20 protein-coding genes, 1 tRNA gene and 2 pseudogenes are annotated in these 25,046 nt (G+C 60.5%); 9 read left to right on the plus strand and 14 right to left on the minus strand.

What is annotated here, in order from left to right:
- Window positions 1–6: 6 nt before the first annotated feature.
- Together QO058_RS31430 and QO058_RS14475 are read right to left on the minus strand one after the other, a co-directional pair.
- Window positions 7–1,161: pseudogene (locus QO058_RS31430) on the minus strand (peroxidase family protein); the annotation flags it as partial.
- Window positions 1,158–3,356 carry a peroxidase family protein gene (locus tag QO058_RS14475; protein WP_284172772.1) on the minus strand — a complete coding sequence of 733 codons (2,199 nt, stop codon included), beginning with the start codon at window positions 3,354–3,356 and terminating at the stop codon, window positions 1,158–1,160. The pseudogene QO058_RS31430 and the gene QO058_RS14475, both read right to left, overlap by 4 nt.
- Before the next feature lie 479 nt (window positions 3,357–3,835).
- On the opposite strand from QO058_RS14475, the gene QO058_RS14480 reads away from it, so the two are divergent.
- Complete coding sequence (locus QO058_RS14480; protein WP_284172773.1) at window positions 3,836–5,326, plus strand: sensor histidine kinase; 1,491 nt, start codon at window positions 3,836–3,838, stop codon at window positions 5,324–5,326.
- 7 nt (window positions 5,327–5,333) lie between these two features.
- Here the strand turns inward: QO058_RS14480 and QO058_RS14485 are convergent, their stop codons facing one another.
- On the minus strand, window positions 5,334–6,020 hold the full coding sequence (locus QO058_RS14485) for a response regulator (RefSeq protein ID WP_284172774.1): 687 nt from the start codon (window positions 6,018–6,020) through the stop codon (window positions 5,334–5,336).
- A gap of 235 nt (window positions 6,021–6,255) precedes the next feature.
- Between QO058_RS14485 and QO058_RS14490 the strand changes: the two genes are divergently transcribed.
- From QO058_RS14490 to QO058_RS14500, 3 genes are all read left to right on the plus strand, one after another.
- Window positions 6,256–7,602, plus strand: coding sequence for an Nramp family divalent metal transporter (locus QO058_RS14490; protein ID WP_284172775.1), 1,347 nt, complete (start codon window positions 6,256–6,258; stop codon window positions 7,600–7,602).
- A 366-nt stretch (window positions 7,603–7,968) separates the two neighbouring features.
- On the plus strand, window positions 7,969–8,268 hold the full coding sequence (locus QO058_RS14495) for a PRC-barrel domain-containing protein (protein ID WP_284172776.1): 300 nt from the start codon (window positions 7,969–7,971) through the stop codon (window positions 8,266–8,268).
- 175 nt (window positions 8,269–8,443) lie between these two features.
- Window positions 8,444–8,701 (plus strand): hypothetical protein, encoded by a 258-nt coding sequence (locus QO058_RS14500; RefSeq protein ID WP_284172777.1) that lies wholly within the window; start codon window positions 8,444–8,446, stop codon window positions 8,699–8,701.
- Window positions 8,702–8,708: 7 nt separating this feature from the next.
- On the opposite strand, the gene QO058_RS14505 is transcribed toward QO058_RS14500, so the two are convergent.
- Entirely contained in the window at window positions 8,709–9,116 is a 408-nt protein-coding gene (locus tag QO058_RS14505; protein ID WP_284172778.1) for a hypothetical protein, read from the minus strand.
- A 314-nt stretch (window positions 9,117–9,430) separates the two neighbouring features.
- On the opposite strand from QO058_RS14505, the gene QO058_RS14510 reads away from it, so the two are divergent.
- Window positions 9,431–10,114: a Crp/Fnr family transcriptional regulator gene (locus QO058_RS14510; RefSeq protein ID WP_284172779.1), complete on the plus strand. Its 684-nt coding sequence runs from the start codon at window positions 9,431–9,433 to the stop codon at window positions 10,112–10,114.
- A gap of 34 nt (window positions 10,115–10,148) precedes the next feature.
- Here QO058_RS14510 and QO058_RS14515 read toward each other — a convergent pair whose 3' ends face one another.
- The 5 genes from QO058_RS14515 to QO058_RS14530 form a co-directional block, all read right to left on the minus strand.
- Entirely contained in the window at window positions 10,149–11,885 is a 1,737-nt protein-coding gene (locus QO058_RS14515) for a cache domain-containing protein (protein WP_284172780.1), read from the minus strand.
- A 33-nt stretch (window positions 11,886–11,918) separates the two neighbouring features.
- A complete protein-coding gene (locus QO058_RS14520) occupies window positions 11,919–12,584 on the minus strand; it encodes an ABC transporter substrate-binding protein (RefSeq protein ID WP_432212064.1) in 666 nt (221 codons plus the stop codon).
- The gene (locus QO058_RS31435) at window positions 12,479–12,928 is read right to left on the minus strand and encodes an ABC transporter substrate binding protein (protein ID WP_432212065.1); all 450 of its coding nucleotides are present in this window, start codon (window positions 12,926–12,928) and stop codon (window positions 12,479–12,481) included. Before QO058_RS31435 ends, QO058_RS14520 begins: the two co-directional genes overlap by 106 nt.
- Window positions 12,929–13,175: 247 nt before the next feature.
- Window positions 13,176–14,018, minus strand: a complete 843-nt coding sequence (locus tag QO058_RS14525; protein WP_284172781.1) for a class I SAM-dependent methyltransferase — start codon at window positions 14,016–14,018, stop codon at window positions 13,176–13,178.
- A 92-nt stretch (window positions 14,019–14,110) separates the two neighbouring features.
- Entirely contained in the window at window positions 14,111–14,476 is a 366-nt protein-coding gene (locus tag QO058_RS14530) for a DUF1127 domain-containing protein (protein WP_284172782.1), read from the minus strand.
- 892 nt (window positions 14,477–15,368) lie between these two features.
- On the opposite strand from QO058_RS14530, the pseudogene QO058_RS14535 reads away from it, so the two are divergent.
- Window positions 15,369–16,393: pseudogene (locus QO058_RS14535) on the plus strand (IS110 family RNA-guided transposase).
- A gap of 148 nt (window positions 16,394–16,541) precedes the next feature.
- On the opposite strand, the gene QO058_RS14540 reads toward QO058_RS14535, so the two are convergent.
- Both QO058_RS14540 and QO058_RS14545 read right to left on the minus strand, forming a co-directional pair.
- Complete coding sequence (locus tag QO058_RS14540; RefSeq protein WP_284172783.1) at window positions 16,542–17,039, minus strand: acylphosphatase; 498 nt, start codon at window positions 17,037–17,039, stop codon at window positions 16,542–16,544.
- Between the two features lie 138 nt (window positions 17,040–17,177).
- Complete coding sequence (locus QO058_RS14545; protein ID WP_284172784.1) at window positions 17,178–18,755, minus strand: methyl-accepting chemotaxis protein; 1,578 nt, start codon at window positions 18,753–18,755, stop codon at window positions 17,178–17,180.
- A gap of 470 nt (window positions 18,756–19,225) precedes the next feature.
- On the opposite strand from QO058_RS14545, the gene QO058_RS14550 reads away from it, so the two are divergent.
- From QO058_RS14550 to QO058_RS14560, 3 genes are all read left to right on the plus strand, one after another.
- Complete coding sequence (locus tag QO058_RS14550) at window positions 19,226–20,104, plus strand: MHYT domain-containing protein (RefSeq protein ID WP_284167802.1); 879 nt, start codon at window positions 19,226–19,228, stop codon at window positions 20,102–20,104.
- A gap of 74 nt (window positions 20,105–20,178) precedes the next feature.
- Window positions 20,179–20,805: a GGDEF domain-containing protein gene (locus QO058_RS14555; RefSeq protein WP_284172785.1), complete on the plus strand. Its 627-nt coding sequence runs from the start codon at window positions 20,179–20,181 to the stop codon at window positions 20,803–20,805.
- 732 nt (window positions 20,806–21,537) lie between these two features.
- A complete protein-coding gene (locus QO058_RS14560) occupies window positions 21,538–21,822 on the plus strand; it encodes a hypothetical protein (RefSeq protein ID WP_284172786.1) in 285 nt (94 codons plus the stop codon).
- A gap of 284 nt (window positions 21,823–22,106) precedes the next feature.
- Here QO058_RS14560 and QO058_RS14565 read toward each other — a convergent pair.
- From QO058_RS14565 to QO058_RS14575, 3 genes are all read right to left on the minus strand, one after another.
- Window positions 22,107–22,191: transfer RNA gene (locus tag QO058_RS14565), tRNA-Leu, on the minus strand.
- 1,119 nt (window positions 22,192–23,310) lie between these two features.
- On the minus strand, window positions 23,311–23,943 hold the full coding sequence (locus tag QO058_RS14570) for a hypothetical protein (RefSeq protein WP_284172787.1): 633 nt from the start codon (window positions 23,941–23,943) through the stop codon (window positions 23,311–23,313).
- Between the two features lie 146 nt (window positions 23,944–24,089).
- A complete protein-coding gene (locus tag QO058_RS14575; protein WP_284172788.1) occupies window positions 24,090–25,028 on the minus strand; it encodes a DUF72 domain-containing protein in 939 nt (312 codons plus the stop codon).
- Window positions 25,029–25,046: the final 18 nt, after the last annotated feature.

The following is a 25,046-nucleotide window of genomic DNA, read 5'->3' on the forward strand; positions in this document are numbered from 1 at the left end:
GCCCGGGCCGGCATGCACGACGTCATTGCCCTTGCCGGCCTTGATGTTGTCGTCGCCGCCCATGTCCTTGATGATGTCGTCGCCGTCACCACCATTGAGGATGTCGTTGCCGAAACCGCCTTCGATGATGTCGTTGCCGCCGTCGCCATAGACGGTATCGTCGCCGATGCCGGCAATCAGGACGTCATTGCCCGAGGGATTGAACGTATTGCCCGGATCGGTTCCGCCGAGCACGACGTGGTCGCTGCCATTGTATTTGAGATAGTTGGTGTCAGTCCCTGCCGTCGCCGGATTGTTGCGGACGACCAGTTGGGTCAGGATGCCGGTACCGGTCGGGTCAATGCCCAGATTGTCGGCGCTCTCGTCGACATCGGTCGTCAGAGGATTGTCTTCGACAATGCCGTCGGCGCCCCCGCTTTCACCCAGGCCCGGATTGTACTGCCGGCGCTGGTCGATCTCGAGGATGAGGCCGGGCGTCGAGAACACGTCGGACGGCAGGTGCGTCGCGTCGGTATTGCGCATCATCATGGCGGCGAAGGAATTGTTCTCCATTTCGCCGAAGAGATGCAGGCCATCGAGGCGCTGCAGGTAGTAGAAACGGTCCCCGCTCTGCAGCAGTTCCATCTGCGCTTCGAAGACGAAGTTGAAGGTGGCGCCGAGCATGCCGCCGAATGGCATGATCTTTTCGGCAAGGCCGCCGATCCAGAGATCGATATTCTCCAGGCCGCCCAGGTTCGCGGCATAGATGCCGGTGCCGTTGAGGAATGCCTCCGCATCGGTCGGCATGACGAAGGTCGGATCAGCGGCGAATTTGCCGAAGGGCGTGCCGAAGATCAGTGTCATCGCGGCGGCGCGCTTGCCTTCGGCCGTCGCTTCGCCGGTGATCAGCGAATGCGTGCCGTAGGCCGCCACGAAGTTGATGATCGAGGCTTCGTGCTTGAGGTTGCCCGCAAAGTCAATCCAGCTCGTATAGGGCGTCAGGAGGGCATCCTGGTTGGTCATCTCGAAGAAGGTGCGGCGCGCTTCATTGAGCGAGGGCACGCCGACGTCACGGCCACGGGCGAGGTTGATGGTGGCAAGATCGAGCGGCAGGCCGAGCAGGTTGTTGCGCAGCGCGCTGGTGACGAACTCGTCGATCTCGTTGCCGACCTGGCGGGTCATGCCGCGGATGACGCACCCGCTGCAATGCCGTCGTCGACGCCATCGGTGCTGGTAAAGGCCGTGGGATTGAGGAAGCCCTGGATCAGGCTGATGTGGTTGGGATTGAAGTTCGGGTCGAACTGGTCGATCGACTCGGTCAGCATGGAGTGGCCGAAGCGATACACCACATGCGCGAACTCGGCGAAGATCGTCGGGTCCATCATGGTGTCGAAGCCATCGGGCACCAGGAACACGTTGATGTTGGGCTGGACCTTTCGGGCGAATTCTTCGAACACCAGGTGCTGGTATTGCATTTCGGTGCCGAACTTGGCCGCCTGAAAGATGCGTTCGCCATCCCAGGTGAAGCTGTCGAGCAGGGCCTTAAGGGCCACGGCGTTGGTCGGCAGTGTCGCCGGCAGGGCATTCAGCTGCGCTTGAGTGATATCGACCACGAGCCATTCATTGATGAAGGCCAGATCCCTGGTCTCGAGTACCGTCGCCTTGGTGTGTTCGGCAAGGCGGTTGTGCTCGGCATGGAACACGTGGTGGACGGCGGTCAGGCCGATGTTTTCATTGGCGCGGCCATCGCCGGCCACGAAGTGAGCATCGAGCAGTTCGTCGTCATAAGACCCGTCTTCCGCCGGCCCGTTGTCGGGATTGCCGAGGCCGATGGTGATGTCGCCGTCGGCAAGGCCGGTCGGCACCGCGTTGTGGGCGATGTCGGCCAGGAAGGCATGGTTGGTGCGGATCGCCTCGGTCGGAATCGCCGGGGCGACGACGCCAAACAGGTTGGATGGATCGACCGGATTGGCAGGATAGCCCTCGACGACAAGGTCGTCGTCGGTGTTCGGGATGCCGTCGGGGCCAATGCCGTAGATGATCTGCGGATAGCCGTTGTCGCCGGGAATGAAATTCCCATAGGGGTCGGTGCGCAGCAGGGGCACCTTACCGACATCGTTGTCGGTCAATTGGATGCCGAGCAGGGTCGCAGCCTGAGCCTTCACCTCGCCCCAGGTGGCCATACCGCCATTTGCACCCTCGATCAGATTGCCGGTCGAAACCGGGCCGCCGGCGGTCGCTGCATATTGGCGCAGGAAGACCTGGTGCGAGGGGTGCGACGTGTAGGTCTGGTTCTGGTCGACATAGGAGGTGGTGGTGTTGACGGGGCGGACATTGTCCGCGCTCTCGTCGATTGTGGTACTGGGATTGTCGACCATGATGCCGTCGGGGCCAGGTCCGACGGTTGCACGGGTCAGCACCATAAAATTGGTGTTGCTCCCTTCGACATAGAGCGGATCATCGGGGCTGAGCGGAATCATCACAGTGCCGCTGCCGCCCTTGTTCACGAGATCAAGGCCATGATCGAAGAACTGGCCGAACAGGGTGAACCAGGAGTTGAAGGGGGCCGACAGGCCCTCGTCCGGCGCAAAATTGGGAATATGGACGTTGATCCCGTCGAGCGTGATGCCGTTTGCCGCCAGTAGCGGGAAGAGGCCATTGCCCGGTTCAGGCCCGGCGGCAGCCTCGATACCCGCCCAGGCGGCATCGAGCGCCAGCCTTGCCGCCGCGGCGGCGTCCTGCAGGGGGACATTGTCGGGGCTTGCGGCGGCGGCGGCCGCAGCGGAGGCCTCGGTCCGTGCGGCTTGCTCGTAAATCTTGAAGAGCGGCTTGAGCGGCACATAGAGCGCCGCAATCTGGCCTGTGATCACCATGCCGGGATCGTCGACACCGGCATTCTGCAGCGCCGTCAGGATGGCGGCCGGATTGGCAAGGGTCTGGTCGACGAGCAGGTTGCTGATCACTCGCAAAGTGGGGTCGATGACATCGCCCGGGTTGGCAAAGGTGCCCGGTCCATCCACGTCATTGCCCGGCGTATAGGGCATGGAGACTGGCATGGTGGGTGCCGGTCCTCCCGGACCATCAGGGTCCATCATCACGGTGACCGTGCGGAAGGTCGGATTCATCAGCTCGTTGAACGGCGTATCGGAGGCACCCCACTTTTCCTGTCCGGGAAGCAGGTGGTTGTAGGAGCCGTCGACGGTGCGAAGCCCCCAGGAAAGGTTGTAGGTCGGGATCGAGCCACCAGGTCCAAAAAGCGGCTTTGCCGGGTTGCCCGGATCGCCGGTCGAGATGCCCTGCCGGAACGCAGCGTCAGCCTCGGCGATCTTGATCTGCTTAAGGATGAAGTCCAGATCGCTCTTGATATAGGTTACCATGGTACTTACCCCCAATGTTATGAACACCAAGCGCAACTTCGCGTGATCTGCGTTTTAACAGGGCATCAACGCTGCTTTTTGCTCGAACTAAGCCCCGATTGGCTCGGAGCAGAACGAATAGATCGCAATGCGACGCTCATGATCTCAGCGAGGATCATTGTACTGGGGCGCGTTTGTTCATAGATCGGAAGGTCCAGCCAAAGAGTGAGACTTTGGTCCGTATTCCCAGGCGACCTTTTTCGGCACGATGCGAAGATCGGTAAGTTCGACAACACGTCATGTTGCGCTGCGAAATCACAATCGCAATCGCAATAAATCGCGCCCCGAAACATGATTACGACGCCATGTCAGGTCTCTGCCGGGCAAACGGCATCAATGCTGTCGTCCGCATGTCGCCATTTCATTCCGATTTGTTGTAGATTTCGTCCCACATTCGCTGGGTGAGTGATTGTCAGGTACGGCCACAAAATGGATCAGGGATGGGCAAGCCTACTGATGGAAAGCTCGAAAAAAACCCGGTGACCGTAGAAGGACGCGGGCAAGCGGTCTCCAGTCTTCAAAAGCTTGCGCGCTGGCTGGCGGTGCTGAGCCCATTTGTGAAGCCTTGGCGCGCCCTCAGCTTGGAGCGCAAATTCTTGCTCACTGCCACCCTCGCCATCGTGTTATCGATGGTGACGTTGGGTTACTGGGTCGAAAAGCGAATCCGCGTCGGTTGGATTCAGGGCATGGCGGAGACAGGCGCTCTCTATCTCGAGGGCTTTCTGGCGCATCATGTCCAGACGCTCGAAAATTCCCGGATACTGCCCGCAGAGAGCCAAACCGAGATCCAAAATCTGTTGTCCAATACCCGCCTTGGCAATCGGGTTGCGATTATAAAGATCTGGGACCTCGACGGAAATCTTATATACAGCACTAACAATTCAGATTCACATGAAAAGCTTCATAGCGGCTACATCGATCGCATTAAAGACGGGCAAGTCGTTGTTGATGATGATACGGACGACCATATTTCAGAACTCAAGTCGCTTAAAATTACTCCGAGACTGATTGAAATTTACGCTCCTATATACAAAATGAATTCGAATAACATAATAGCTATCGGCGAATTCTATGAGTATGATAAATTTCTGAGAAGTGAGATTAATAGCGTCAAATACGGTACCTGGTTCCTGATATTCAATGTTTCAATTATAATTATTGTACTTTTACGTATAATCGTGAGTAAAACCGGAAAAACCATTGGTGATCAACAAGAGTTGCTGGAATCCAATTTTGCCCGCGCGGCCGAATTGGCAAAGCGAAACAACGTCCTGCGACGCGCGGCAGACCGCGCTCGGCTCAATGCGACGATCTTGAACGAGACATATCTCGCCAGTATTGGGGCGGATATCCATGACGGGCCTATCCAGGTGCTCAGCCTGATGATGCTCAAACTGCCGAATGCAAAGGCGAATGCAACTCAACCTGACGAACTGGGCATTGTGCGGAAGGATCTGGAGCCGCTGATCCAGCAAACGCTTGCAGATCTGCGTAATCTCTCCGCTGGGCTGGTGCTTCCGGAGGTCGAGAATTTGTCCCCGATGGAGACGATCGACCTGGCGATCACGCGGCACGAACATCAGACCGGAACCATGGTCCTGCGCGATCTCGAGGATTTACCCGAGCGCGTCTCGCGCGCCATCCGGGTCTGCGCTTATCGCGTGGTTCAGGAGGCCCTCAACAATTCCTTCAAACATGCGGGAGGCCAAGGGCAGCGGGTGTCCGCGCGGCTCAACGGCAAGATGCTGGAGATCGTGGTTACCGATATCGGCATGGCGCCGACGTTGCAGCGCCACCATCCCGCGCGCAGCGCGAAGCTCGGGCTGCAAGGCATGGACAGCCGCGTCAGGGCACTCCGGGGCAGCCTGACCATCGCGCGGCTGGTCAACGGCGGGACCGAAGTTCGAGCGACTCTACCGGTGCGTTCCTGATACCGGCTTATATCGACTTCTGCGGCCGCGGCGAAACGCGCATGCCCTCGAAAGCTGCGGGATTGAGCCGCTGTGCTGCGATCACCACTTCCAACCTGTTGCGTGCCTTCAGCTTCTGCATGAGAAGCGTCATATAGCCCTTCACGGTCTTCTCGCTGAGGGATAAGGCGCTGGCAATTTCTCGGTTCTGCTTGCCGCACAAAAGCAGCCTGACGATCTGATCCTCCCGAACGCTGAGCTTCGCGCTCTGCGCTGCCTGTCTGTCCAGCGCTTTACCGTGCAAGGCGCTGATCACTTTTGCGGCAAAGCAGGGAGTAATGTAAATCTCGCCCCGACACGTCATCTCGATGGCCTTGATCAGGTCATCGGCGCTGCTGCCTTTCAAGACATAGCCTTTGGCGCCCGCCTCGAGAGCTTGAACGGCATGGTCAGTGTTCGTCGAGGCCGTAAATACGACAATCTTCATGTCAGGCGCTGTTTTTGTAGCGTCCCTAATCGCCAGAAATGCGTCCCCCGGCATGTTAAGGTCGACTATCATCGCGTCAGGTCGGTATTTTTCTGTAATAGAATAGATATCGTTCGCATCTGAGCCGGCTGCAGCCAATGAAAACCCGACATTGCGTTGCATGAGGGCCACGAGACCTTCCATTAAGAGTGGGTGGTCATCGACAACCGCGATCGATATCTTCCCCATCTTCCCCTCATTTTTTAGATTTCATTTATGATGCCGCATTTATGAGAAACTGTAAACACCATGATGAATGATTGAATAGCTATCAAAATTAGACAGCTTCGCACCACGAATTACCTCTTTATTGCCACTATCTACCCCAGAGTAATAAGAATTCAACTTGCGAATCTTCGGGTCTGACATAGGCTGTTATTGTTGCGCTATCTTTCCCTGCCGCAACGCCGAGACCGACGGATTCATGACGGCGAATATTGGCCATCAGCCGAGAAAAATCGGTTGGCAACGCGCCCCGCGCGAACCTTCGCTTGTCGAGGCCTTTGCCTCGGTGCCGTTGGCCCCCGGAGCGACATCGTGGCGAAGGTTCCTCGCCTTTCTGGGGCCGGGATACCTTGTTGCCGTAGGCTATATGGACCCTGGGAACTGGGCGACCGCCGTCGCCGGAGGATCCCGCTTCGGCTATGCGCTTCTTTTCGTCGCCTTGCTTTCGAACGTTATGGCGATCGTCCTGCAAGCGCTCTGCGCCAGGCTCGCGATTGCGACTGGCCGCGATCTTGCGCAGGCCTGCCGGGACGCCTATCCGCATTGGATAAGCGTGCCTCTTTGGGTGCTGGCGGAACTCGCGATTTGTGCGACCGACCTCGCCGAGGTGCTTGGAACAGCGATCGCGCTCAATCTGCTCTTCGGCCTGCCGATCGAGGTCGGCGTGGTACTGACCGCGCTCGATGTTTTCGTCGTGCTTTGGCTACAGAACAAGGGCATTCGCTGGATCGAGGCTTTCATCATCACAATGCTCGGCGTGATTGCCATTTCCTTCGCCATCCAACTGGCGATGGCGAATCCGGACTGGCGCGGAGTGCTAGGTGGCTTTGCCCCGAGCCGCCTGATCTTGACCGACCCCGATATGCTTTATCTGGCGCTCGGCATCATCGGCGCAACCGTCATGCCGCATAACCTTTATCTACATTCGGGCATCGTCCAGACCCGCGCCTATGGCCGTGAGGAGCGCGACCTCCGCGAGGCGCTTCGCTTCGCGACGATCGATTCCAGCGCTGCCTTGCTCTTCGCCTTTCTCGTCAATGCCTCGCTGCTCATCGTCGCCGCGGCGATATTCCACTCCGCCGGCCAGACCCAAGTGGCCGAGCTGGAGCAGGCCTACAAGATCCTTACGCCGCTTCTGAACAGCGCAACTGCGCCGACACTCTTTGCGATCGCGCTCCTGTGCTGCGGCATTAATGCCAGCGTGACGGCGACCATGGCCGGGCAGATCGTGATGGAGGGCTTCATCGAGATCCGCTTGCCGACATGGCTGCGGCGCCTGGTAACCCGCCTCGTCGCCATTCTGCCGGCAGTGATCGTGCTGCAGTTTTACGGCAACACCCGCGCCACGGACCTCCTGATCTTGAGCCAGGTCGTATTGGCCCTGCAATTGCCGTTCGCTGTCACGCCCCTGGTGTTGCTGACAGCTTCACGCAAGAAGATGGGGGTTCTCGCACCGCCGCTCTGGCAGACGGGGCTAGCCGGCGCGATAGCGGTTGTGCTGATCGCGCTCAATATGACGCTTGTCACGGGCATGGTGTTGCGGTGATACGCACCGCCCGCCTGGGAACCGGCTCATTTGGTGGGGGGCGGATATCGATCAGGGCGGACTTTTGAACCGAGCAGCTCGGCCGATCGATGCCGGCTTTCAAAAATGCTTCTACGAAATCAAATTCCTGGTCGTTCTTTCGATTTTCCTTCGATTCAAGAACTGTCTTGAGTCCAAGTCGGTCAGAACCTGACTGGCTCGGCCGCGCAACTGGCTGCGTCATCGCGCGTTACGGTTTTGCTCAAAGTACCGGTGACCAAACTCGCCCCGCTGGCACCCGCCGCGGGGCTTTTTCATCCGATCGCGGCACGGAACAGCTGTTGTCGCCACTCGTTCATTCCGCTCTGGGAAACGAGGAGGAAAACCATGGACCATTCGAAGCACGCGCGTCTCTCCGCTACCGAACTCACCGCCGGCGTCCTCGAGGGGGCTACGATCTATGGACCAGGCGACGAGAAAATCGGCTCGGTCTCTCACATCCACGGCGCCGGGTCGGCGACCGAGGTTGTTGTAGATGTCGGTGGCTTCCTCGGGATCGGCGCAAAGCCCGTGTCGGTGGCTCTCGATCAGCTTGAGTTCATGCGACACGAAGATGGCGATGTGCATGCCGTTACGAGCTGGGCCAAGGACCAGCTCAAGGAGATGCCCGAGCATGTCGACCCATAAGAGCCAGGGATTTTCCGCATAATTCGGATCGTCCCGGTCGCGCGCGCGGGGCCGGGCCTTTTTGGCATCGACATTCGGTGGAGAAAAGTGTCTGATGGCGAGGCCGTTGTCTCCATACCGCTTCTTGACATGACCGCGTGCGGCGCTTCCTGACTCCGTCGAGCGGAGACACGCTATGATTACCGGAAATGGCTATCTGTACCTGCGCAATGGGCGCCGGGCTGAAGTTTCCTACGAGTTTGCGGGCAACAACGACGACCGTCTTGCCGGCCACCTTCTCTTCGACACGACGATATTCGACGACACCCTGTTTTGTCACAGGCTCATCTTGGGCTGTGAGGACGGCGAGGCCGTCGCGGTATCGATCATGAACCGCGGTGATAGGCACCTCGCGGTCACAGGTCGTGTGCTCGCTCGGATTCAGTCTGCGTAGGACACGATTATCGCGCTGGACGATCCGGCTCGGCCACGCTTGCCTGCGTGGCACGGTCCTGACGGCCATTGCCGGAGTAGCGTGGGAGCCAGCTGATAGATACCGACCGAATATGCCAGATCAGTCGCCCTAGCTGCGAAAGCATTGCGCAGCTTGCCATGCTTGAATTTACAAAATGTATGTATTGCGTGTTAAACAGAAAATTTAGACCAAAAAAGAATAACGATAGACAAAACAGATAGAGACGGCGCATCGTTGAAATAGAGATTTTGTAAAAAGCCGTCCCTAAGGAGCCTTTTCCGGGCAATTTATTTACATTTCGAACCGACGGGCCGCTCTCCAAGCGGTCCTTCTTTTCGGCGCCGCGATCAAAATCCTTACCGAGGGCAAAATCCTTGTTCGAGGCGAGGATCATTGATGTCGCGATGCTGAATCTCGCCCCGTCCGATGGACGTCGCCGTGCTGACCGACGTCCAATTGGGAGGATATCGGAGCAAGGCCCATTTGGATGACATTTCTCTACGCGGTGCGTGCACGGTCCGGCAGCAGTTTGGGAATTAATAGCCACAAGAACGTGTTGTGACAGAGCAAGCCATTCGGCATTGTCTTGCTCCGCTTGCGATCGGCCGCGCTGGTCGCAAACGGATACGGTGGCCTACCGCCTTGGCTTCTGCGCCGCCCCAGTCTGTTGAAGCTGCGGCGGCCCGATCCAAATTCTGAAGGCTTTCGATGAATGATGTCTCTCATCGCATCGTGAGTATTCTGACTGCGAACCCGTTCTTTGCGGGTTTCGAACAGGACGCGCTCGAGAAAATCGCGGCGGTCTGCAGGCAGCGGCATCTGGCCACGCGGGAGATTTTGTTCCTCAAGGGCGATCCCGGTGACGGGCTTTATGCCATTCGACGTGGCCTGATCCGCATCGGCACAATGGATGGCCTTGGCCAGCAGATGACGATGAACGTTCTGGGTGGCGGCGACGTCTTCGGTGAGATCACCTTGCTTGACGGCCAGTCTCGCACTGCCGATGCAGTGGCGATGGAAGACACCGAGATGTTTTTCCTGCCGCGCCGCGAATTCCTGAGCTTGCTGAATCGCGAGCCGCCGATCGCGCTGCAACTGATCGCTCTCCTCTGCGCTCGGCTGCGCGATGTCATAGGCCGCTTGGAAGAGACGACATTTCTGCCTCCTGCAATTCGGCTTGCACGACGCATTCTGGTGCTCGCCGCCGACTACGGCACGGATGTCCGCGCGTCCCAGGAGGAACTGGCATCTCTCACCGGCGTGACGCGCGAAACAGTCAACCGCCACCTCCAGTCCTGGAAGCGCACCGGCGTCATTTCCTTAGGGCGAGGGCGACTGCTGATCCAGGATATCGACGATTTGCGGCGCCTGGCAAAAGTCGATGTCGCCTAGCAGTGGAAGCACTGCGGCAGCTTGACTCGAGCGCTTATCCAGCTGCCCTCATGTCAGCGGCGAAAACCCGAACGGGTTGGTCGAACCCCTTCAGAACGCGCGCATCCAATTCAACGAGAGGCGCTCGCCCGTCGACGGCCTCCGCGGCGACCAGATCGACCAGGACTTCGGCATTGCCTGCGCTAGCGCACAGGCGCGAGGCGAGATTCACAACGGTTCCAATCGCGGTGTATTCGAGCCGGCCTTCCGAGCCGATACGCCCAACCGTCGCAGGCCCCATCGCGAGCCCGACCCCAAAGCCAAGTCGGTGGTCCAGCATCTGTCGATCGCGCAAAAGGGACTGGACGGTCTTCTGCATGTCCCGCGCCATATTGACGGCGCACACAGCCGGATCTGGACGGGACACGGGGGCATTGATCAGGACCATCATCCCATCGCCTGAAAAATGCGTCAGCGTGGCCCCGTGGTCGATCACCACCCTGTCCAGAGCGTCGTAGTATTCACCGAGGAAACTCATGACAATTTCGGGCTCGGTGCGCGCCGAGAAGGCGGTGAAACCGCGCAAATCGCCGAAAACGACGACCACCTCGATGCGCCGACCGTCGAGCACGCTGTCGTCGCCAGACCGGTCGACCAGTTCGGCCACCTGCGGCGCGAGAAACCGCTTCAGCCGGCCGATCCGCTCCGAGCGCTCCTGCGACACTGCCAGATCGCCCGCCATCTCGTTGAAGCGTGTCGCCAGCCGCTCGAATTCGTCGCCTGTGACGATATCGATCCGGTGATCGAATTGCCCAGCGCCGATCCGCCCCACGCCGTCTTCCAGAATGCGGATCGGTTCGATCATGCGCTGGGTGAGCCAGTAGGCGAGCGCCGCCGCGAGGCCGGAACCCACGATGAGCAAAGCACCCGTACGCCAAAGGGCCGCGTAAATCGGCTCGAACGCCTCGGCGACTGGCTGCTTGACGACGACGCTCCAGTCGACACCGGGTATCTGCGCCATCGCGGCGAGAACCATATGTCCGCCGATGTCGCGTCCTGCGGTTGCCTGGCCGCTTTGCGCCGTAATGCGCGCTCTAAGAGCTTGGAGCGGCCGTACTGATATTTGGTCGGCTCGTAGGACGAGGCTAATGTCGGGATGAGCGACGAGGCGTCCTGGTTGATCGAGAACGAACGCCCCTCCGGTTCTCCCGACCCGGATCGCTGATATGACGTCCCAGATCAGTTTGAGATTGACCTCGGCGACTGCCACGCCGACCCCCGTGCGAGTGCCGGCAACGGCAATGGTCAAGAAGGGTTCGGAGCCGGCATGAAAGGAAACGGGGCCGTACCAAGCGCCGCCCGCGCGGACGCTCATGAACGCCGGACTGGCCGAGTGGTCCGCGCCGCCCTCGATCTTGTTGAGCCCCATGCGCGATACGAACAGGCGCTCTCGGCCGGTGGCGTCGACAAGGGTCAGGCTGACGACGGCAGGTACCTGGCGCAAAAGGCGAAAGGCGTCGAGCCTGCGCCTTTCGTCCGCGCCGTCAGACCATGGCAGCTGAACGGTCCACGCCAGTTGATCGCGGATTCCGTCCAGGAAGTCCTGAATTTTCGCAGCGGCGGATCGGGCTTCCGCTTCGAGAAGGTCGTTCAGCCTGGCCTTCTGGTCGCGCTGGCCAAACCAAGCTTCGCTGCCACCGGCAACGAGAAGGGGCACGACGACCGCCGCGAACAGCGCGATGAAATACTTCGCGAAGAGCGAGCTCCGTGGAGCGGATGGCGATTGGGTCACCTTGACAGCTCATGCGCCGGCTTTCCGGCCAAGTTATTCGATCACCACGTCTGCACTGCTCAGAAGCGAGGGCGGCATGGTCAGTCCGAGTTGCCCGGCCGCCTTCAGATTGACGAACAGCTCAACCTTCGTCACGCGCTGGACCGGCAGATCGGAGGGCTTCTCACCCCTGATGATCCGGCCGGCATAGATCCCGGTATGGCGGTGCGACTGCCGGAAGTCGCCGCCATAGCTCATCAGGCCGCCAGCGTTCGGGAAATCCCGAGCCTGGGTGATGGCGGGCACATTGTAGCGGATCGCCAACTCGGCGAGACGCCGGCTTCGATAGGCGAAATAGGGGTCGGACGTGAAGACCAGCCCGGGTGGCTGCATCTGGGATACGGCCGCGAACACGGCATCCAGTTCCGGCTCGCTGCTGGCCTTGAAGATGCGGAGTTCCAGTCCGAGACTGTTCGCGGCGGCCTGCAGGTTTCTCGATTGCGAAGCCGAGGTCGGGCTCATCGGGTTGATGGCGACGGCAAAGGTCTTGGCGGCCGGAAACAAATCGCTCATGAACTCCAGCCGTTTCAGCGAGACTTCCACGCTGAGACTGCTTACGCCGGTGAGATTGCCGCCTGGCCGGGACAGGCTGGCGACCAGGCCCAGCGCGACCGGATCGCCCCCAACTCGAAGACAATCGGGATCGTCTTGGTCGCGGATCGTGCGGCGAGCGCGACTTCCGCACCACCGGGCGCGACCATGACGGTGACCTGACGATCCGCAAGATCCATCGCCAGCGCCGGCAATCGGCTGTACTGGCCTTCAGCCCAGCGAAAATCGATCGTGACGTTGCGGCCGTCGACATATCCGGCTTCGGCGAGGCCCTCGACAAAGGCGGCGAGGCGACTGCCATAAGGCTCGGGCGATTCCGAGCCGAGATAGCCGATGACCGGCGTGGTCTTCTGCTGCGCACGGGCCGAGACCGTCGATGCCGCCATCGCGCCGAGCAGAGCAATGATCTCGCGCCGCGTCGTTGGAACAGCCTGGCGCAAGGAGCAGGGCATGAAACGCACGGCCGTTCCCCTTCCGACCGAGATCTGTGCAGGTCGGAAAGCGCCGAACCTGCACAGATGACATTATATCATGCCGGATGAGCCGTGTCGTTGAACCAGTCCGCGGGGGGCCGATCCGAGGAGCCACGAAGGTCGTGGATCCTCAGTTCGGGCGGCCTGGCCTAGTCGATGCGAAAGACGCGCTAGCGTGTGGTTGAAGCAGCCGCCCCGGCGCAGGCGCGGACCGAGGCGGCCGAACTCAATTCAGCCCTCGCGTGACGACGACCTCGAGATAGCTGCTCGGCACCACAACGGTTGCATCGCCCGATCGATTGAACTGTTCGACCAGCGCCATCAGATCCCGTGTCAACGCCGCCTTGGCAGGCTGGTCCAGCGCCCCAAAGACCTTGAGCACCGGTCCATAGTAGCTGCTGAAGACTTGGAGCCAGTGCTCCGGCGAGCGATAACGGAAGACGAAGTCGCGCCGCGTCGTCTGGATCGATGCGCCGGCCGAACCGAACAGCTCGGCCAAGCGCTCCTCGTTGCCCCAAAACGCGGGCGAACGCAGTCCGGGTGCCGGCGGGACATATTTCCCAATCGTTTTGAGGAGATGGCCGATGAAGCCGTCCGGCGTCCAGTTGGCCAGGCCGATCTTGCCGCCATGTCTGCAGACCCGCAGCAGCTCTGCGGCCGCGCGCTCCTGGTCGGGCGTGAACATCACCCCGAAGGTCGACATGACTGCGTCGAAATGGCCATCCGCGAAAGGCAACGCCTCGGCATCGGCTTCGCGGAAGGAGATGTCGAGCCGCTCGGCCGCGGCGCGCTCGCGGCCGCGCTCGAGCAAGGCCGCGACATAGTCCGTGCTGGTGACGTTGCACCAGCGGCGAGCCGCTGCGAGACTGGCATTGCCGTTTCCGGCGGCGACATCGAGCACGGCTTGGCCGCTGCGCAGATCAAGCGCCTCGCATAGGCGCTCGCCGACGATTTGCAGGGTCGTTCCGACGATGGCGTAGTCGCCGGACGACCAGGCGCCATGCTGGCGGAGCTTGATCGCCTCGTGGTCGATCTTCTGCGGGGCAGCGGCTTGAAGCATGTTGGACATTGGATGTTTCTCCCTGTGAGGTTCGCTCGCTAGGCTCGGATGAACGGGTGGGGCATGGCGCTTCGGTGGGCCTCGCGCCGTGGGGTGGGTGGTCACGGCCGCGGATCGATGCGCCGAACGCTGAACTCGATCTCCGATCGGGTGAGGCCGATATCCTTCAGCATCCTGTCGTCGAGGCCCGACAATGCGCTTGCCGCGTGGCGCATCTGCGCCCCAAGGGCGATCCTGCGCAGCCGTCCCGACAGCGCCTCGATCAGCCTGGTCGTCAGCGGGCGCCGGGCAGGCTTGCGATGAGGCGGGACGAAGGGGCCATGGACCTCATAGAGAAACTGCTCTCCGAAGATCTGCCCGACCGCCATGCGTCCGACCAGCCGGTCGAGCACCGACTTGGTGCGAGGCCGCAGCATGTCGGCCAGGCTGTCGATGTCGGAAAGAAAATCGCCTTTCAGCGCATACATGGTGCCGCTCCATTGCTTTATTCGCCGCCTCCTCGGGCGGTGATGCAGCGTTGTGGCGGCTCAAGGGGCATCTCGTCTGTGAGGTGCCGCACACAGTCGATTCAGCGTTGCGGCGAGGCCGATTGTGGGAGTGTGGTCGATCGGAAAGCCTGCCGACGACGACGGGTCAGGCGTTGAATGATCCGGCGGTTGCGGGGGCTGCCGCCGCAACGGGCTTATTTCTTAGCTTCGGCGAATGATCGTCAGGGCCGGAGCGTCTCGCGTTTATCGAGGCTCACTGCGCCTAGCCCCACGGCTATGTAGCGGACGGTATCGAGCGCGAGGGCCCGCGCGTTTCGTTCTGTGATCCGCGCCACATACCTTGGGCCAGATTGCGTCTCTCTAACGCTTCAACAGAACATGGGAGCGTAATGTGGGCCGCATCATCGAAGAGAGACTTGAGCAATTCCATCGCAGAGCGATCGACCGAACGCAGCGTGCGGGCTTGTGTGCCTATCTTTTAACTGAGGATGGCAGCGTGGTTTGTTATTGGCCGAACGGAAAGAACGAAACGATCGTGTCTGCGTCGACTTCTAGAACGCTCAGTCTGACCTACGTCGTCAGAAATTTGGAGTCGCCCGCAAGCGCATGCCAGTCACCAATTTTATAGGTAAGGTGTCGAGGCAGGTATGCTGGGACGCTGTAATTGTTTTCGGCTGCATCGCCACATTGCTTGTGTGGTTTTACTTCATGTGGCTAGCCCAGAGGCGGTGTCTCGGAAGCAAAATGCAATCCGCAATCGCTTTTCCGACGAATGTCTGGATCCGGGCAGCGCCTCAACTTCCGCTTCTGATGCTGTGGACGGCTCTCCACCCGCGCGGGAGCATAGGCTCTCGCAGAGATGGAGGAGAGCATGGATCAGGCAGTCACGATTGGATTGGACATCGCAAAGTCGGTCTTTCAGGTGCACGGCGTCGACCTGAGAGGCACGGTTGTGATCCGGCGTCAGGTTCGGCGAGCGCAGCTCCTTCCATTCTTCGCCAGGTTGCCGGCTTGCCTGATCGGGATCGAGGCGTGCGCCACGGCGCACCATTGGGCACGCGAGTTGACCAAGCTCGGTCACCAGGTCCGGCTGATGCCGCCGAGCTACGTGAAGCCCTATGTGAAGCGGCAGAAGAACGACGCGGCTGACGCCGAGGCGATCTGCGAGGCCGTGACCCGCCCGACCATGCGCTTCGTCGAGGTGAAGAGCGTCGATCAGCAGAGCATCATGGTGCTGCACCGTGTTCGGCTGATGCTCATGCGCCAGCGTATCCAGCTCTCGAACGCGATCCGGGGCCACATGGCGGAGTTTGGCCTGGCCGCGCCGATCGGGAGGGAGGGCCTGGGCACCCTCATCAGGCTCATCGCGGAGGGCGACGAGCGGGTCCCGGCTGAGGCGCGGACTTGTCTCGGGATGTTGGTTGCGCAGCTCGCCCTCATCAACGATCAGATCCTGGAAGCGGATCGTCGGATCAGAACCAACGCCCGCGCGACCGAAACCGGGCGCAGGCTGATGGATGTGCCGGGCGTCGGGCCGCTCCTGGCGAGCGCGCTCGTGGCCAGCATCCCGGATCCCCAAGCGTTCCGTTCGGGCCGAAATCTCGCTGCGTGGATCGGCCTCGTGCCACGGCAGAACTCAAGCGGCGGGAAGGAGCGCCTGAGTGGCATCACCAAACAGGGTGACCGCTACCTGCGCCAACTGCTGGTTGTCGGGGCTTGGCCGTCGTACGCTATGCGCAACGGAACGGAACGCGGCGGCCATGGCTGGTGCAACTGCTGGCCCGGCGAACGACAAAGGTCGCGTGCGAGGCCTTGGCGAACAAAACCGCCCGGATGGTCTGGGCGATCATGATCACCGGCGAGCCCTATCGCGAGCCGATCCCGCAGGCCGCATAGAAATCAGGCGAACCGTGCCGAAGAGCTTGGGAAGGGCAACACGAACGTAACGCAGCCAGCCGGTCGAACCGAAGAACGGGAAAACCCACTTGCGCCATAGCGCCTTCGAGCGCGTGCTTTTGGTCGGGACCCGTCCTCGCGGAAGGCATTATGGCCAGCGGCCATGCGCGCCGCACCAACAGGTCGAACACATGGCCGCACCGACCAACCCTGCAGAACGCTCGAAAACCCTTGCCAACGGAGAGCCGTCCACACATGGCGCATCGAGGCCCTGCCCTACCGGGTCGGCGAATTCCTCGAACTCTCCCGACTTCAAGGGCGACTGGCTAAGGCGAATGAGGAGTATCGCGCCCTTGTCGTGGAAAGCTATCGGTCGCGGCAATGAAGAAGGTCTGGCCGCCGCCATCCAACCGCGGGCTGCTTCGAGGCGACGAACCTCCTCGACCTCTGCGCCGCGGGGGCCCTGCCGCGCCTCAAGAGCTAATCGCTCGACACTTTCGGCTGGACCGGAAAGCGCTGCTTCCACGGTACCGTCTACGCAGTTGCGTACCCAACCGCTTACGCCAGCTGTGAGGGCGCGGCCGCGGAACCATTGCCGGTAGCCAACTCCCTGGACCCGTCCGGCAATGCTGATGTGCAGATCCATTCGATCCTGCGCTTTTCTGTCAAGAAATCGCTCAACGAATTCTAACACCCCGTCTTGACCACTCTCAAGGTGCGCTCGTTTGAATGTCCGCCTCAGGCTGGCGGCCCAATGTCTGGAAGTGGCACCAAGCCGACCAGCCTAGTTTGCCATCTGCCCTGAAAAGCGCGTCACGGTTTGACCTAGGCGCGTGACCTTCCCATCAACCACCGCCGCGGCATCTGCGATCTCTTCGCCGCTGCTCAGGGTGCGTTCTGCATCGAAAGCCACTTGCTTCATCGCGCTAGCCGCCTCCTCGGCCTGAGCGATAGCTCGTGCCAACAGGGATGCGATCGTGTCTATTGTGCTCGCCTGTTCGTCGACGGCGCGCACGATCCCGCCGGTGGCATTGACGATCGCTTCCGCAGACTGACCGATATTTCGCATAGCTGCCAAGGATCGCTCCGTGGCGGTTCGCACTTCTTCGATCCTAGCCCCAATTTCCTGCGTTGCGGTCGCAGTGCGTGCGGCCAAATCCTTGACCTCCCCGGCGACGACAGCAAAGCCCCTCCCGGCAACTCCAGCTCGGGCCGCTTCTATCGTGGCATTGAGAGCAAGCAGATTGGTTTGCGTGGCGATGCCGCGGATCACCTCCGAGACCTCGCCGATGTCGCGAACCGCATCGGTGAGTTCGGTTCGGATGGCGATGGCAGCCTCGATATCCTCCGCCGCGGCGCCGACAAGGCCACTCGTGACGTCGGTTTCGCGACGGATCTGCTCGACACTGTCTGCAAGACGGTGGGAGCAGGTCTCTACAGATGAGATATCCTCACTGGCGTAAGCAACACGCGAGACGGCTCTGGTCACAGAACCATGCGTCGCCCCCGCGATAGTGCGCAGCATTATGCCGGCCTCGGTCATGCGTCCCGCTGAGTTCGTGAAGGCGTTCATGATGTCGCCGACCTCATCGCGGAAGCCGCGCGCATGTGCCTCAGCCGACTCCCTGCGGTCCTCCTCGCGGGCAGCGCGTGAAAGCGCCTCTTCCCGTAGTCTGGAAGCAACAAGCGCGGAACGAATACGGTCAATATAAAGCCGCGCAAAAGCGCGCAACGACACCAAAAGTATGATGCTGTAAATAATTAGAAGGGCGAGGTTGCTTAGTGCCTGATCGAGCGGTGTATAGATGACCTGAGCCAGGCGACCGAACATCACCATGCCTGAGAAAGTCAGCGCTGCGGCCGGCATGCTCGCCATGGTAAAGATGCCCGCGAAAATCAATCCAGCCAGGATCGTTGCTACGAGCGTTTCCATTTCCGGCACAAGGGACGGATTGAGCCAGAGCCCGGCGATGAGCCACGGCAAAGCCAGTATGGCCGAGTCAACTATCGTGCGCCGTGTGAAACGCTCTGAGGGCGGTTCCACCCGCTGGCGTGTCTCAAGCGCTCGAGTTCGGCACAAGCCGGCAATGCCGATTACAACGACGCAAGTGAACCAACCGACCGCAGCTAAAACCCAGCCGTGCCAAATCGCTACCGCCGCCGTGACTACGGCAGCCGCGATGTTGGAGATGAGAACCGGTGGCAAGATTGCCGAGAAAACTTCGGACTGCAGGCGCCGCAGCAATCCCGCCTCGGTTTCGTCGAGGTCTGGCAGGCCGAGTTTTTGGCCAATCCACAGATGGTAACGCTGCAATAGGACGCCCAGCCGCCCCTTATTGCTGGCGCCGTTGCGCGCCGTCATCGTTTCGATCCACGCCTCTACCAGCCCCCGTAAAATTGGTCGCATGCAGAAGTTAACGTTCTGTCGTGGATGGAACCGGAATTGGGGGCAGAGGCGGGCCGCCTGGTGCCCTGGATCCGGGGCGCGCATACCTAAGCGACGCCAACACAAATATTAGCTTCTTGGCCAGACCCCACATCAGGAGTTGGCGCAATGCCGGGCCAGTCAGATAGACCTGCGAATGCTGCCGCCGTCCGAGTCTGCTCAGAGTATCATTCGATCCACAAGGAAAACGGGTCCCGAATTTTTGGTAAATCTCAGTTTCAGCACGCAGTTACCGGTAAATATCTAAAATTGTTTGTTTTCTTGTAATATTCCATTGATCGACAACTTTCAGCTGCGCTGCGATACCCCCTCGTCAAGTTTCAAAGCGAGCCGCAAGGCCGGGCGACGATTCTCGGGGTCAACTGCTTGTAACGGCAAGGCTGCGCATGTTCATCCGGATTTTGGATTGCATACGGACCGACCATGATCCCAAGCTCGTTCTTCTGGCGGTTCTCGTCTCGCTCATATCGGGATTCACCGTTTTTGCCGTTCTCAATCACGCCCGCGCGCAGAAGGGTGGGGCGCGGCACGGCTGGTCGCTCATAGCCGCCTGCGTGGCTGGCGGCGGGATATGGTCCACCCATTTTGTCGCGATGCTCGGCTTTGCCCCCGCGACAGCCGTCAGCTACGATATCACGCTGACGCTCGCCTCCGCGCTGCTAAGCATCGTGATCGCCGGCATCGCCATGCCCCTCTTGATGTCGACGGCTCTCCCATGCGCACTCGTCGGCGCTGTCGTACTCAGCGCGGCTATTGCTGCCATGCACTTCACCGGCATGCGAGCGCTGGTGTTCGCGGGTACGTTCGCTTGGGAACCTGCTCTGGTCGCGCTCTCCGTCGGCTCCGCTGTCCTGCTGGTCAGCGCCTCCATTTTCATCGAACGTCTTGCCAACAGGCGGAGGCACAGATTTGTCGCCGCAACGCTATTCGGTGCGGCCATCTGCTGCCTCCATTTCACTGCGATGGCGGCCGCCGTCGTCAAGACGGACCCGACCCTCGCTGTTTCGGACGGAGGCCTGTCAGAGTTTCTGCTTGGGCTTTCAGTCGCCTTCGTGGCGTCGGTGATCGTGGCTCTCAGTCTGGTGGCGATTGTCTTCGACAAGCGCGCACATAGGGCGTCCGCCGATGCGGACCAGATGCGAAACATCATCGAGGCGGCGCAGACCAGCATTGTCGTATGCGAGAACCAGGAAGTGATCGCCACAAACCGGACCTTCGAGCAACTGGTTGGCCTCGATCAGGCGGAAATCGAAGGGACCCCCTGACGAATTTTATCGCCAGGTCTGCACTGACCAGCGACCGCAGCAATAACTGCCTCAGGGGAGTTGAGGCGCAGCTGATGACGGCCACCGGCGCCCTCGTCGATGTTGCGCTGAGCGCCACGCCGATCCTGTCCAGCGGCGCCCCGCGACTATTGGTCGAGATCCGCGACATCCGCGTGGAGAAGGCCGCGCGCGAGCACATGACCTATCTTGCAAACCATGACGCACTGACGGGCTTGCCGAATCTTCGTCTGTTCCGCAGCGAACTTCGAAAGGCCATCGACATCGCCGCCGCGTCCGGTGACGAGTTCGGTCTCCTGTGGCTCGACCTCGACCGTTTCAAGAGCGTGAACGACACCTACGGGCACGCCGTGGGCGATGTTCTCCTCCGTTCGGTCGCCGGGCGGTTCCGTTCGGTCGTGGGAGAGCGGCACCTATTGGCACGGGTGGGTGGCGATGAGTTCGTGGTCTTGTGCCGGCTCGAGCAAAACGGCGCCGACCCGGCGGCCCTGGCCCTGCGACTGCTGGAGGCGATGGTCGAACCGCTCTCGATAAAGGACAAGAAACTCGACGTTGCCTTGTCGATCGGCCTGGCGGTTTATCCGCACGACGCGGATTCGCTCGATGCGCTGGTGCACAAGGCTGATGCAGCGCTTTACGAAGCCAAGAAGATGGGCCGCGGCTGTTGGAGGCGCGCTGCCTGAATTGGCCCCAATCGGCGGCTGTGGTGTTCTCGGCTGCGAGCTCTCTCTGGCTTCCCTTTCCACCGCGGCGGGAGGCTGCCGCGAGGACGTCTACGGCCCATCCGGATAGCGCTTACATTCCCGCCCCGGCCGGCCTTTTCCTTTCAAGGCGGCGTGCTAGCGTGAGCTTGGCGCTCCCCAACCAGCGCCACGCCTCTCGCCGATGGATTGCCGCCTCCCACGCGTCCCATCGGCGAGAGGTAGAGATTGTCCGAATGCCGTAATCGCAGTGGAAGCCATGAGTCACATTCGTGTCGTTGATCCCGACAACATCCCCGAGACTGTCGTCGTAGGCCCCTTCAACTGCTCGGTCACAGGCGAACTGGCCACCCTTACCTTCACCCATGGGCGGCCGATCGCAGAGAAAATGTTGGCCGGGCCGACCGCAGAAATTGCCATCGAAGCTGTAGTTCGGGCTCGTCTTGTGATGCCTGTCGAAGGCCTGAGGAACTTGAGGGATTCTCTTGATCAGCTTCTACGGGGGCGTCAGGCAGACGACTCGGCGCAGGGCAAGAGGAGCGGCCACTAGCTAGCAATTTCCAGTTCGGCCCCTAAGAGACGTCTGGCCGACTGACGCCGCGAGCGCGCGTCGCCTTACGCCGCCACCCTCCTGCTTCAGATCGTTCGCCTCAGGTTCATGTCCACTTCCCGACAATCAACGTCGTCTGCCACCCGGGCGGCACGAGGTTGCGAATGAACCAGGCGCAGAGGCGCGGACTGGCCCGGCTCATGCTCCGTTGGCCGAAGCGTCGGACGGAACTCAGCGACAGATGCGGTCAGGATCCGCACTTCCCCGAACTATCCGAAGCTTACGAGGCTGCGTGCGGGGCGACGGACTACTGGGCGACATCGAGTTCGCCAGAAGGCCAGGCGCGTGCGGAAGAGTACCGCGCGCTCGCTTTTGAGATCGAGCGCGCGCCAGAGTTCGTGGCGGTCCACATGATCGGCCTGGTCGCGGGCCCGAGCCTGCTAAAGTAAGCCAACGCTAAACAGCGGCGGACGGCTGACAGGAGCGGGATGGTGATTCGGAACGCGGCGCTCGCCCAGATTGGACAACTGGCAGGCTCCGCCATTGCTGCGTCGCACACAAGCGCAGACGCGTTCAGCGGCTTCCCCCTGCTTTCCCGCTCGCGCAGATGGTGCCGGGGAAGCAGAAAATGCCTCGAAGGGCGCTCGCTAAGTCAATGATTTTATTGAGATTGTCTGGAGCGGGCGAAGGGATTCGAACCCTCGACCCCAACCTTGGCAAAGCTGTGAATTGATGGTGCGGGTGGTCGGAATCGAACCGACACTCCTTTCGGAACCGGATTTTGAATCCGGCGCGTCTACCAGTTCCACCACACCCGCACGGTGCGAACCCGTCGTGCAATGCGCCTCGAGGGTAAGTCCTCGCTCCTATATGGCACTTGGACTGATAACGCTAGATGGGGAGGTTCTCTGTGGTCCTTGGACGTCACGGCGGCGACGACCCTGAATTCCTAAAGATTGGAGACTGCTCGCCGCTCCTATGCTGCACCGCCCTCTCACGCCGCAACTGTTCCGTGGCGGGAAGTGACCGAGGGCGGATCTGCAGATTCACCCGCCGATGTGTCAAGCGAAGCCCAAATCGGCGAGTGTATCGTCTCGCTGGCGCCAGCCTGACAATTGGCGGTTGGGTGTCAGTGGTCCACTCAGCTTGGGGGCAGGCATGGGCGAGCGCAGTATCGGCGTCGATCCGGCCTGGATGTTCTGAGAATTTCGAACCCGTGTCGCAGATATGGTCGAATATTCCGCGGATTCAAAGATTCCAGATAGGCTACGGCGCCCTCGCGGTCGCAGCGTGCGAGCGCACGACGCATGAGAGCACTTCCAAATCCTGGGGCCCTGCCGCGCTGGGTCGGTGCCGATCAGCTGCAGATATGATCCATTGCGCGAAGAGCAATCGGATTTTCCACCCCGTTGCGGCTTCTCGACTTGCGCCGGCGGTACAGGGGCGGCGGTAGAGCCTTGTCCCACCTGTTCCTGCCCTGCTTCACATAGGCGGAAACCGATTGTCGCGAGATGGCGTGGCGCATCATCCAGGCCATATCCACCCGAAGACCCTCAAAGTGCTAGCGAGGCGCACTGTAGAGAATGCAGCGAATGTGGATCGGCAATAGACAAGTTGAGGCTCTGTAAAGCCTCGTTCGGCGCCGCCTCGCACCCTCAGCTGCGACTGCCGCTGACCCTCGCCGGCATTCAATGCTGTAACGGCGCTGGCTTACACTGCCGCTGCGTCCCGGATGGGAGTGTTGAATTCCACCATGGCGCGCCAACACCAAATCCGAGCGGAATCGCGAAGACGCCCCGCCGCAACATCGTCGATCCCTATGGCCACATCGATGAGATTAGGGTCAAGACACGGGATTTCGCTGATCGCGGGGCAAACGACCCTAGAAGACGTCCATTCCACCGGACATTCCCGACTGCGCGGGAATCCTTACTCGATTACCGTAGAAGGCCCTCTTTCTCGAACGCATCCCAGCCTTCCAGCTTCAGCCGCTGGCTACCTTCGCTGGCATGCCTAGCATCGGCAGCCTTGCCGACGCCATTCCCCGCACGCGTCAACGCGGCCCTTCCTGCTGCGCGTCGCCTGTTGTCGGTAGCTGCCTGAGCATCGTTCTCTCTCCAGAGGGCCGGCAGGTCACGATCGAGGACATCCTCAATGTGTCGAGGGTCGAAGACGTGGAAGGTCACGACTTTGGCCCGTCCGCGCAATTTGACCGTGCGGGTGCCGATGCTCTGCAGGCGACCGTCTTTCAACCACTTGTGACGTTCGCGAGGAGAGATCGCGAGAATGTCCTCTGCCTCGCGAGGAAGCACCGGCAGCGCTTCGATTCCATCCAGCGTTTTGGCGATTTGCGCCGCCGCGGCTTTGAACTCATCTGTTTCAGCCTCCGACATACGCAAGACAACACTTTGAGCCTCAACAGAGAGGCACTTTCTGATTGTAAAAGCTAATCGGGCCCGGATTTCCCGTTCGATTCCCGTTGCGCGCACCGACGACCCGAGCGTTACGGATGGAGGTAGCGGCCATTCTCCAATCAACGGCGGCGAGCTTTCGGCTGCCCGACCGATCATCTGGTCAAATCCTTCGATCCAAGTTGGCCGAATTTCGACTTGTCACTCGACCTGCACGCGTCGGTAAGCAAGGGGGCATAAGCCGCCGAAAAAGCGGATGGAAGCGCGGCCCGCCGAACGAATCTGCATCTCGAAAGTCCACCCGGTTACCCATCTGCAACCTCTGTTTCCACCGCAGGGAACGACGTGTCGTTGGCGGATCTGTTTGCGAGTAAGCGCCGCATTGCCAAAGCGTTTTTCGGCGCAAAGCCTTCATAGTCGTTGTTGAAGTAGACCCACGCTCTCCTTGCGCCGCTGTCACGGATTTTATCCGCCCACTCAGTTAGCTCGCTTTCCGAGTAGTCATGCCGATACCAGCGCTCCGGGCCGTGCAGCCGAAGATAGATGTCGTCTGCTGTGCGCACGAGAACATCCGGAAGACGAGGTCCGCTGCAGGAGCAAAAGATCGTGCCCGTCTCCCGGAAAGCCGCGTAAACCGTCTCATTCCACCAACTGGCATGCCGAAACTCGACCACATTGCGCCGTGCCGGGTCGAGTTGGCCGAGAATTGCGCTCAGTCTCGCTTCCGTGAAGCGATAGCTCGGTGGTAGCTGGAATAGAAAGCAGCCCATTCGCTCGCCAAGAATATCGGCGATCAATCCAAAGTCCTTTACGAGGGTTTCGGTGCCCTCAAATCTCTTGATGTGGGTTATCAACTCGCACACCTTGACCGTATAGACAAAATCTCGCTCGCCGGGCTGACGAAGCCAGCTCTTCACATTGGCGACGGTCGGCCAGGAATAGAACGACGCGTTGATTTCAACGGTATCGAAATGCTTCCCGTAGTGCCTGAACCACTCGCCGGTGGGCATCTCCTCCGGGTAGAATCTGCCGCGCCATTTCCAGTAGAACCATCCTGAGCAGCCGACATACGCGGATGGCGCCGACACCACCACGGTAACGGGCAGCTCCGCTGCCATGCGTGCGGCATGCATTTTGTCGGCGCGTGCGACGTTTTCCGCCCGCTGCTTCTCCCGACGCAACCTGCGCCGTTCACGCCGTTCATCGAGCCCAATTTTTTCCGTTTCGATGGTGTCGATACTCATGCAGTTGCCCTTCCCGCA

This window comes from Bosea vestrisii (assembly GCF_030144325.1).
Lineage (GTDB): Bacteria > Pseudomonadota > Alphaproteobacteria > Rhizobiales > Beijerinckiaceae > Allobosea > Allobosea vestrisii_A.

Bases quoted from the DNA above. Each gene is read 5' to 3' on its own strand.
- QO058_RS14475 (WP_284172772.1), bottom strand. From the start codon at position 3,356: ATGGTAACCTATATCAAGAGCGATCTGGACTTCATCCTTAAGCAGATC.
- QO058_RS14480 (WP_284172773.1), top strand. From the start codon at position 3,836: ATGGGCAAGCCTACTGATGGAAAGCTCGAAAAAAACCCGGTGACCGTA.
- QO058_RS14485 (WP_284172774.1), bottom strand. From the start codon at position 6,020: ATGGGGAAGATATCGATCGCGGTTGTCGATGACCACCCACTCTTAATG.
- QO058_RS14490 (WP_284172775.1), top strand. From the start codon at position 6,256: ATGACGGCGAATATTGGCCATCAGCCGAGAAAAATCGGTTGGCAACGC.
- QO058_RS14495 (WP_284172776.1), top strand. From the start codon at position 7,969: ATGGACCATTCGAAGCACGCGCGTCTCTCCGCTACCGAACTCACCGCC.
- QO058_RS14500 (WP_284172777.1), top strand. From the start codon at position 8,444: ATGATTACCGGAAATGGCTATCTGTACCTGCGCAATGGGCGCCGGGCT.
- QO058_RS14505 (WP_284172778.1), bottom strand. From the start codon at position 9,116: ATGATCCTCGCCTCGAACAAGGATTTTGCCCTCGGTAAGGATTTTGAT.
- QO058_RS14510 (WP_284172779.1), top strand. From the start codon at position 9,431: ATGAATGATGTCTCTCATCGCATCGTGAGTATTCTGACTGCGAACCCG.
- QO058_RS31435 (WP_432212065.1), bottom strand. From the start codon at position 12,928: ATGCCCTGCTCCTTGCGCCAGGCTGTTCCAACGACGCGGCGCGAGATC.
- QO058_RS14525 (WP_284172781.1), bottom strand. From the start codon at position 14,018: ATGTCCAACATGCTTCAAGCCGCTGCCCCGCAGAAGATCGACCACGAG.
- QO058_RS14530 (WP_284172782.1), bottom strand. From the start codon at position 14,476: ATGTATGCGCTGAAAGGCGATTTTCTTTCCGACATCGACAGCCTGGCC.
- QO058_RS14540 (WP_284172783.1), bottom strand. From the start codon at position 17,039: ATGGATCTGCACATCAGCATTGCCGGACGGGTCCAGGGAGTTGGCTAC.
- QO058_RS14545 (WP_284172784.1), bottom strand. From the start codon at position 18,755: ATGACGGCGCGCAACGGCGCCAGCAATAAGGGGCGGCTGGGCGTCCTA.
- QO058_RS14550 (WP_284167802.1), top strand. From the start codon at position 19,226: ATGTTCATCCGGATTTTGGATTGCATACGGACCGACCATGATCCCAAG.
- QO058_RS14555 (WP_284172785.1), top strand. From the start codon at position 20,179: ATGACGGCCACCGGCGCCCTCGTCGATGTTGCGCTGAGCGCCACGCCG.
- QO058_RS14560 (WP_284172786.1), top strand. From the start codon at position 21,538: ATGAACCAGGCGCAGAGGCGCGGACTGGCCCGGCTCATGCTCCGTTGG.
- QO058_RS14570 (WP_284172787.1), bottom strand. From the start codon at position 23,943: ATGATCGGTCGGGCAGCCGAAAGCTCGCCGCCGTTGATTGGAGAATGG.
- QO058_RS14575 (WP_284172788.1), bottom strand. From the start codon at position 25,028: ATGAGTATCGACACCATCGAAACGGAAAAAATTGGGCTCGATGAACGG.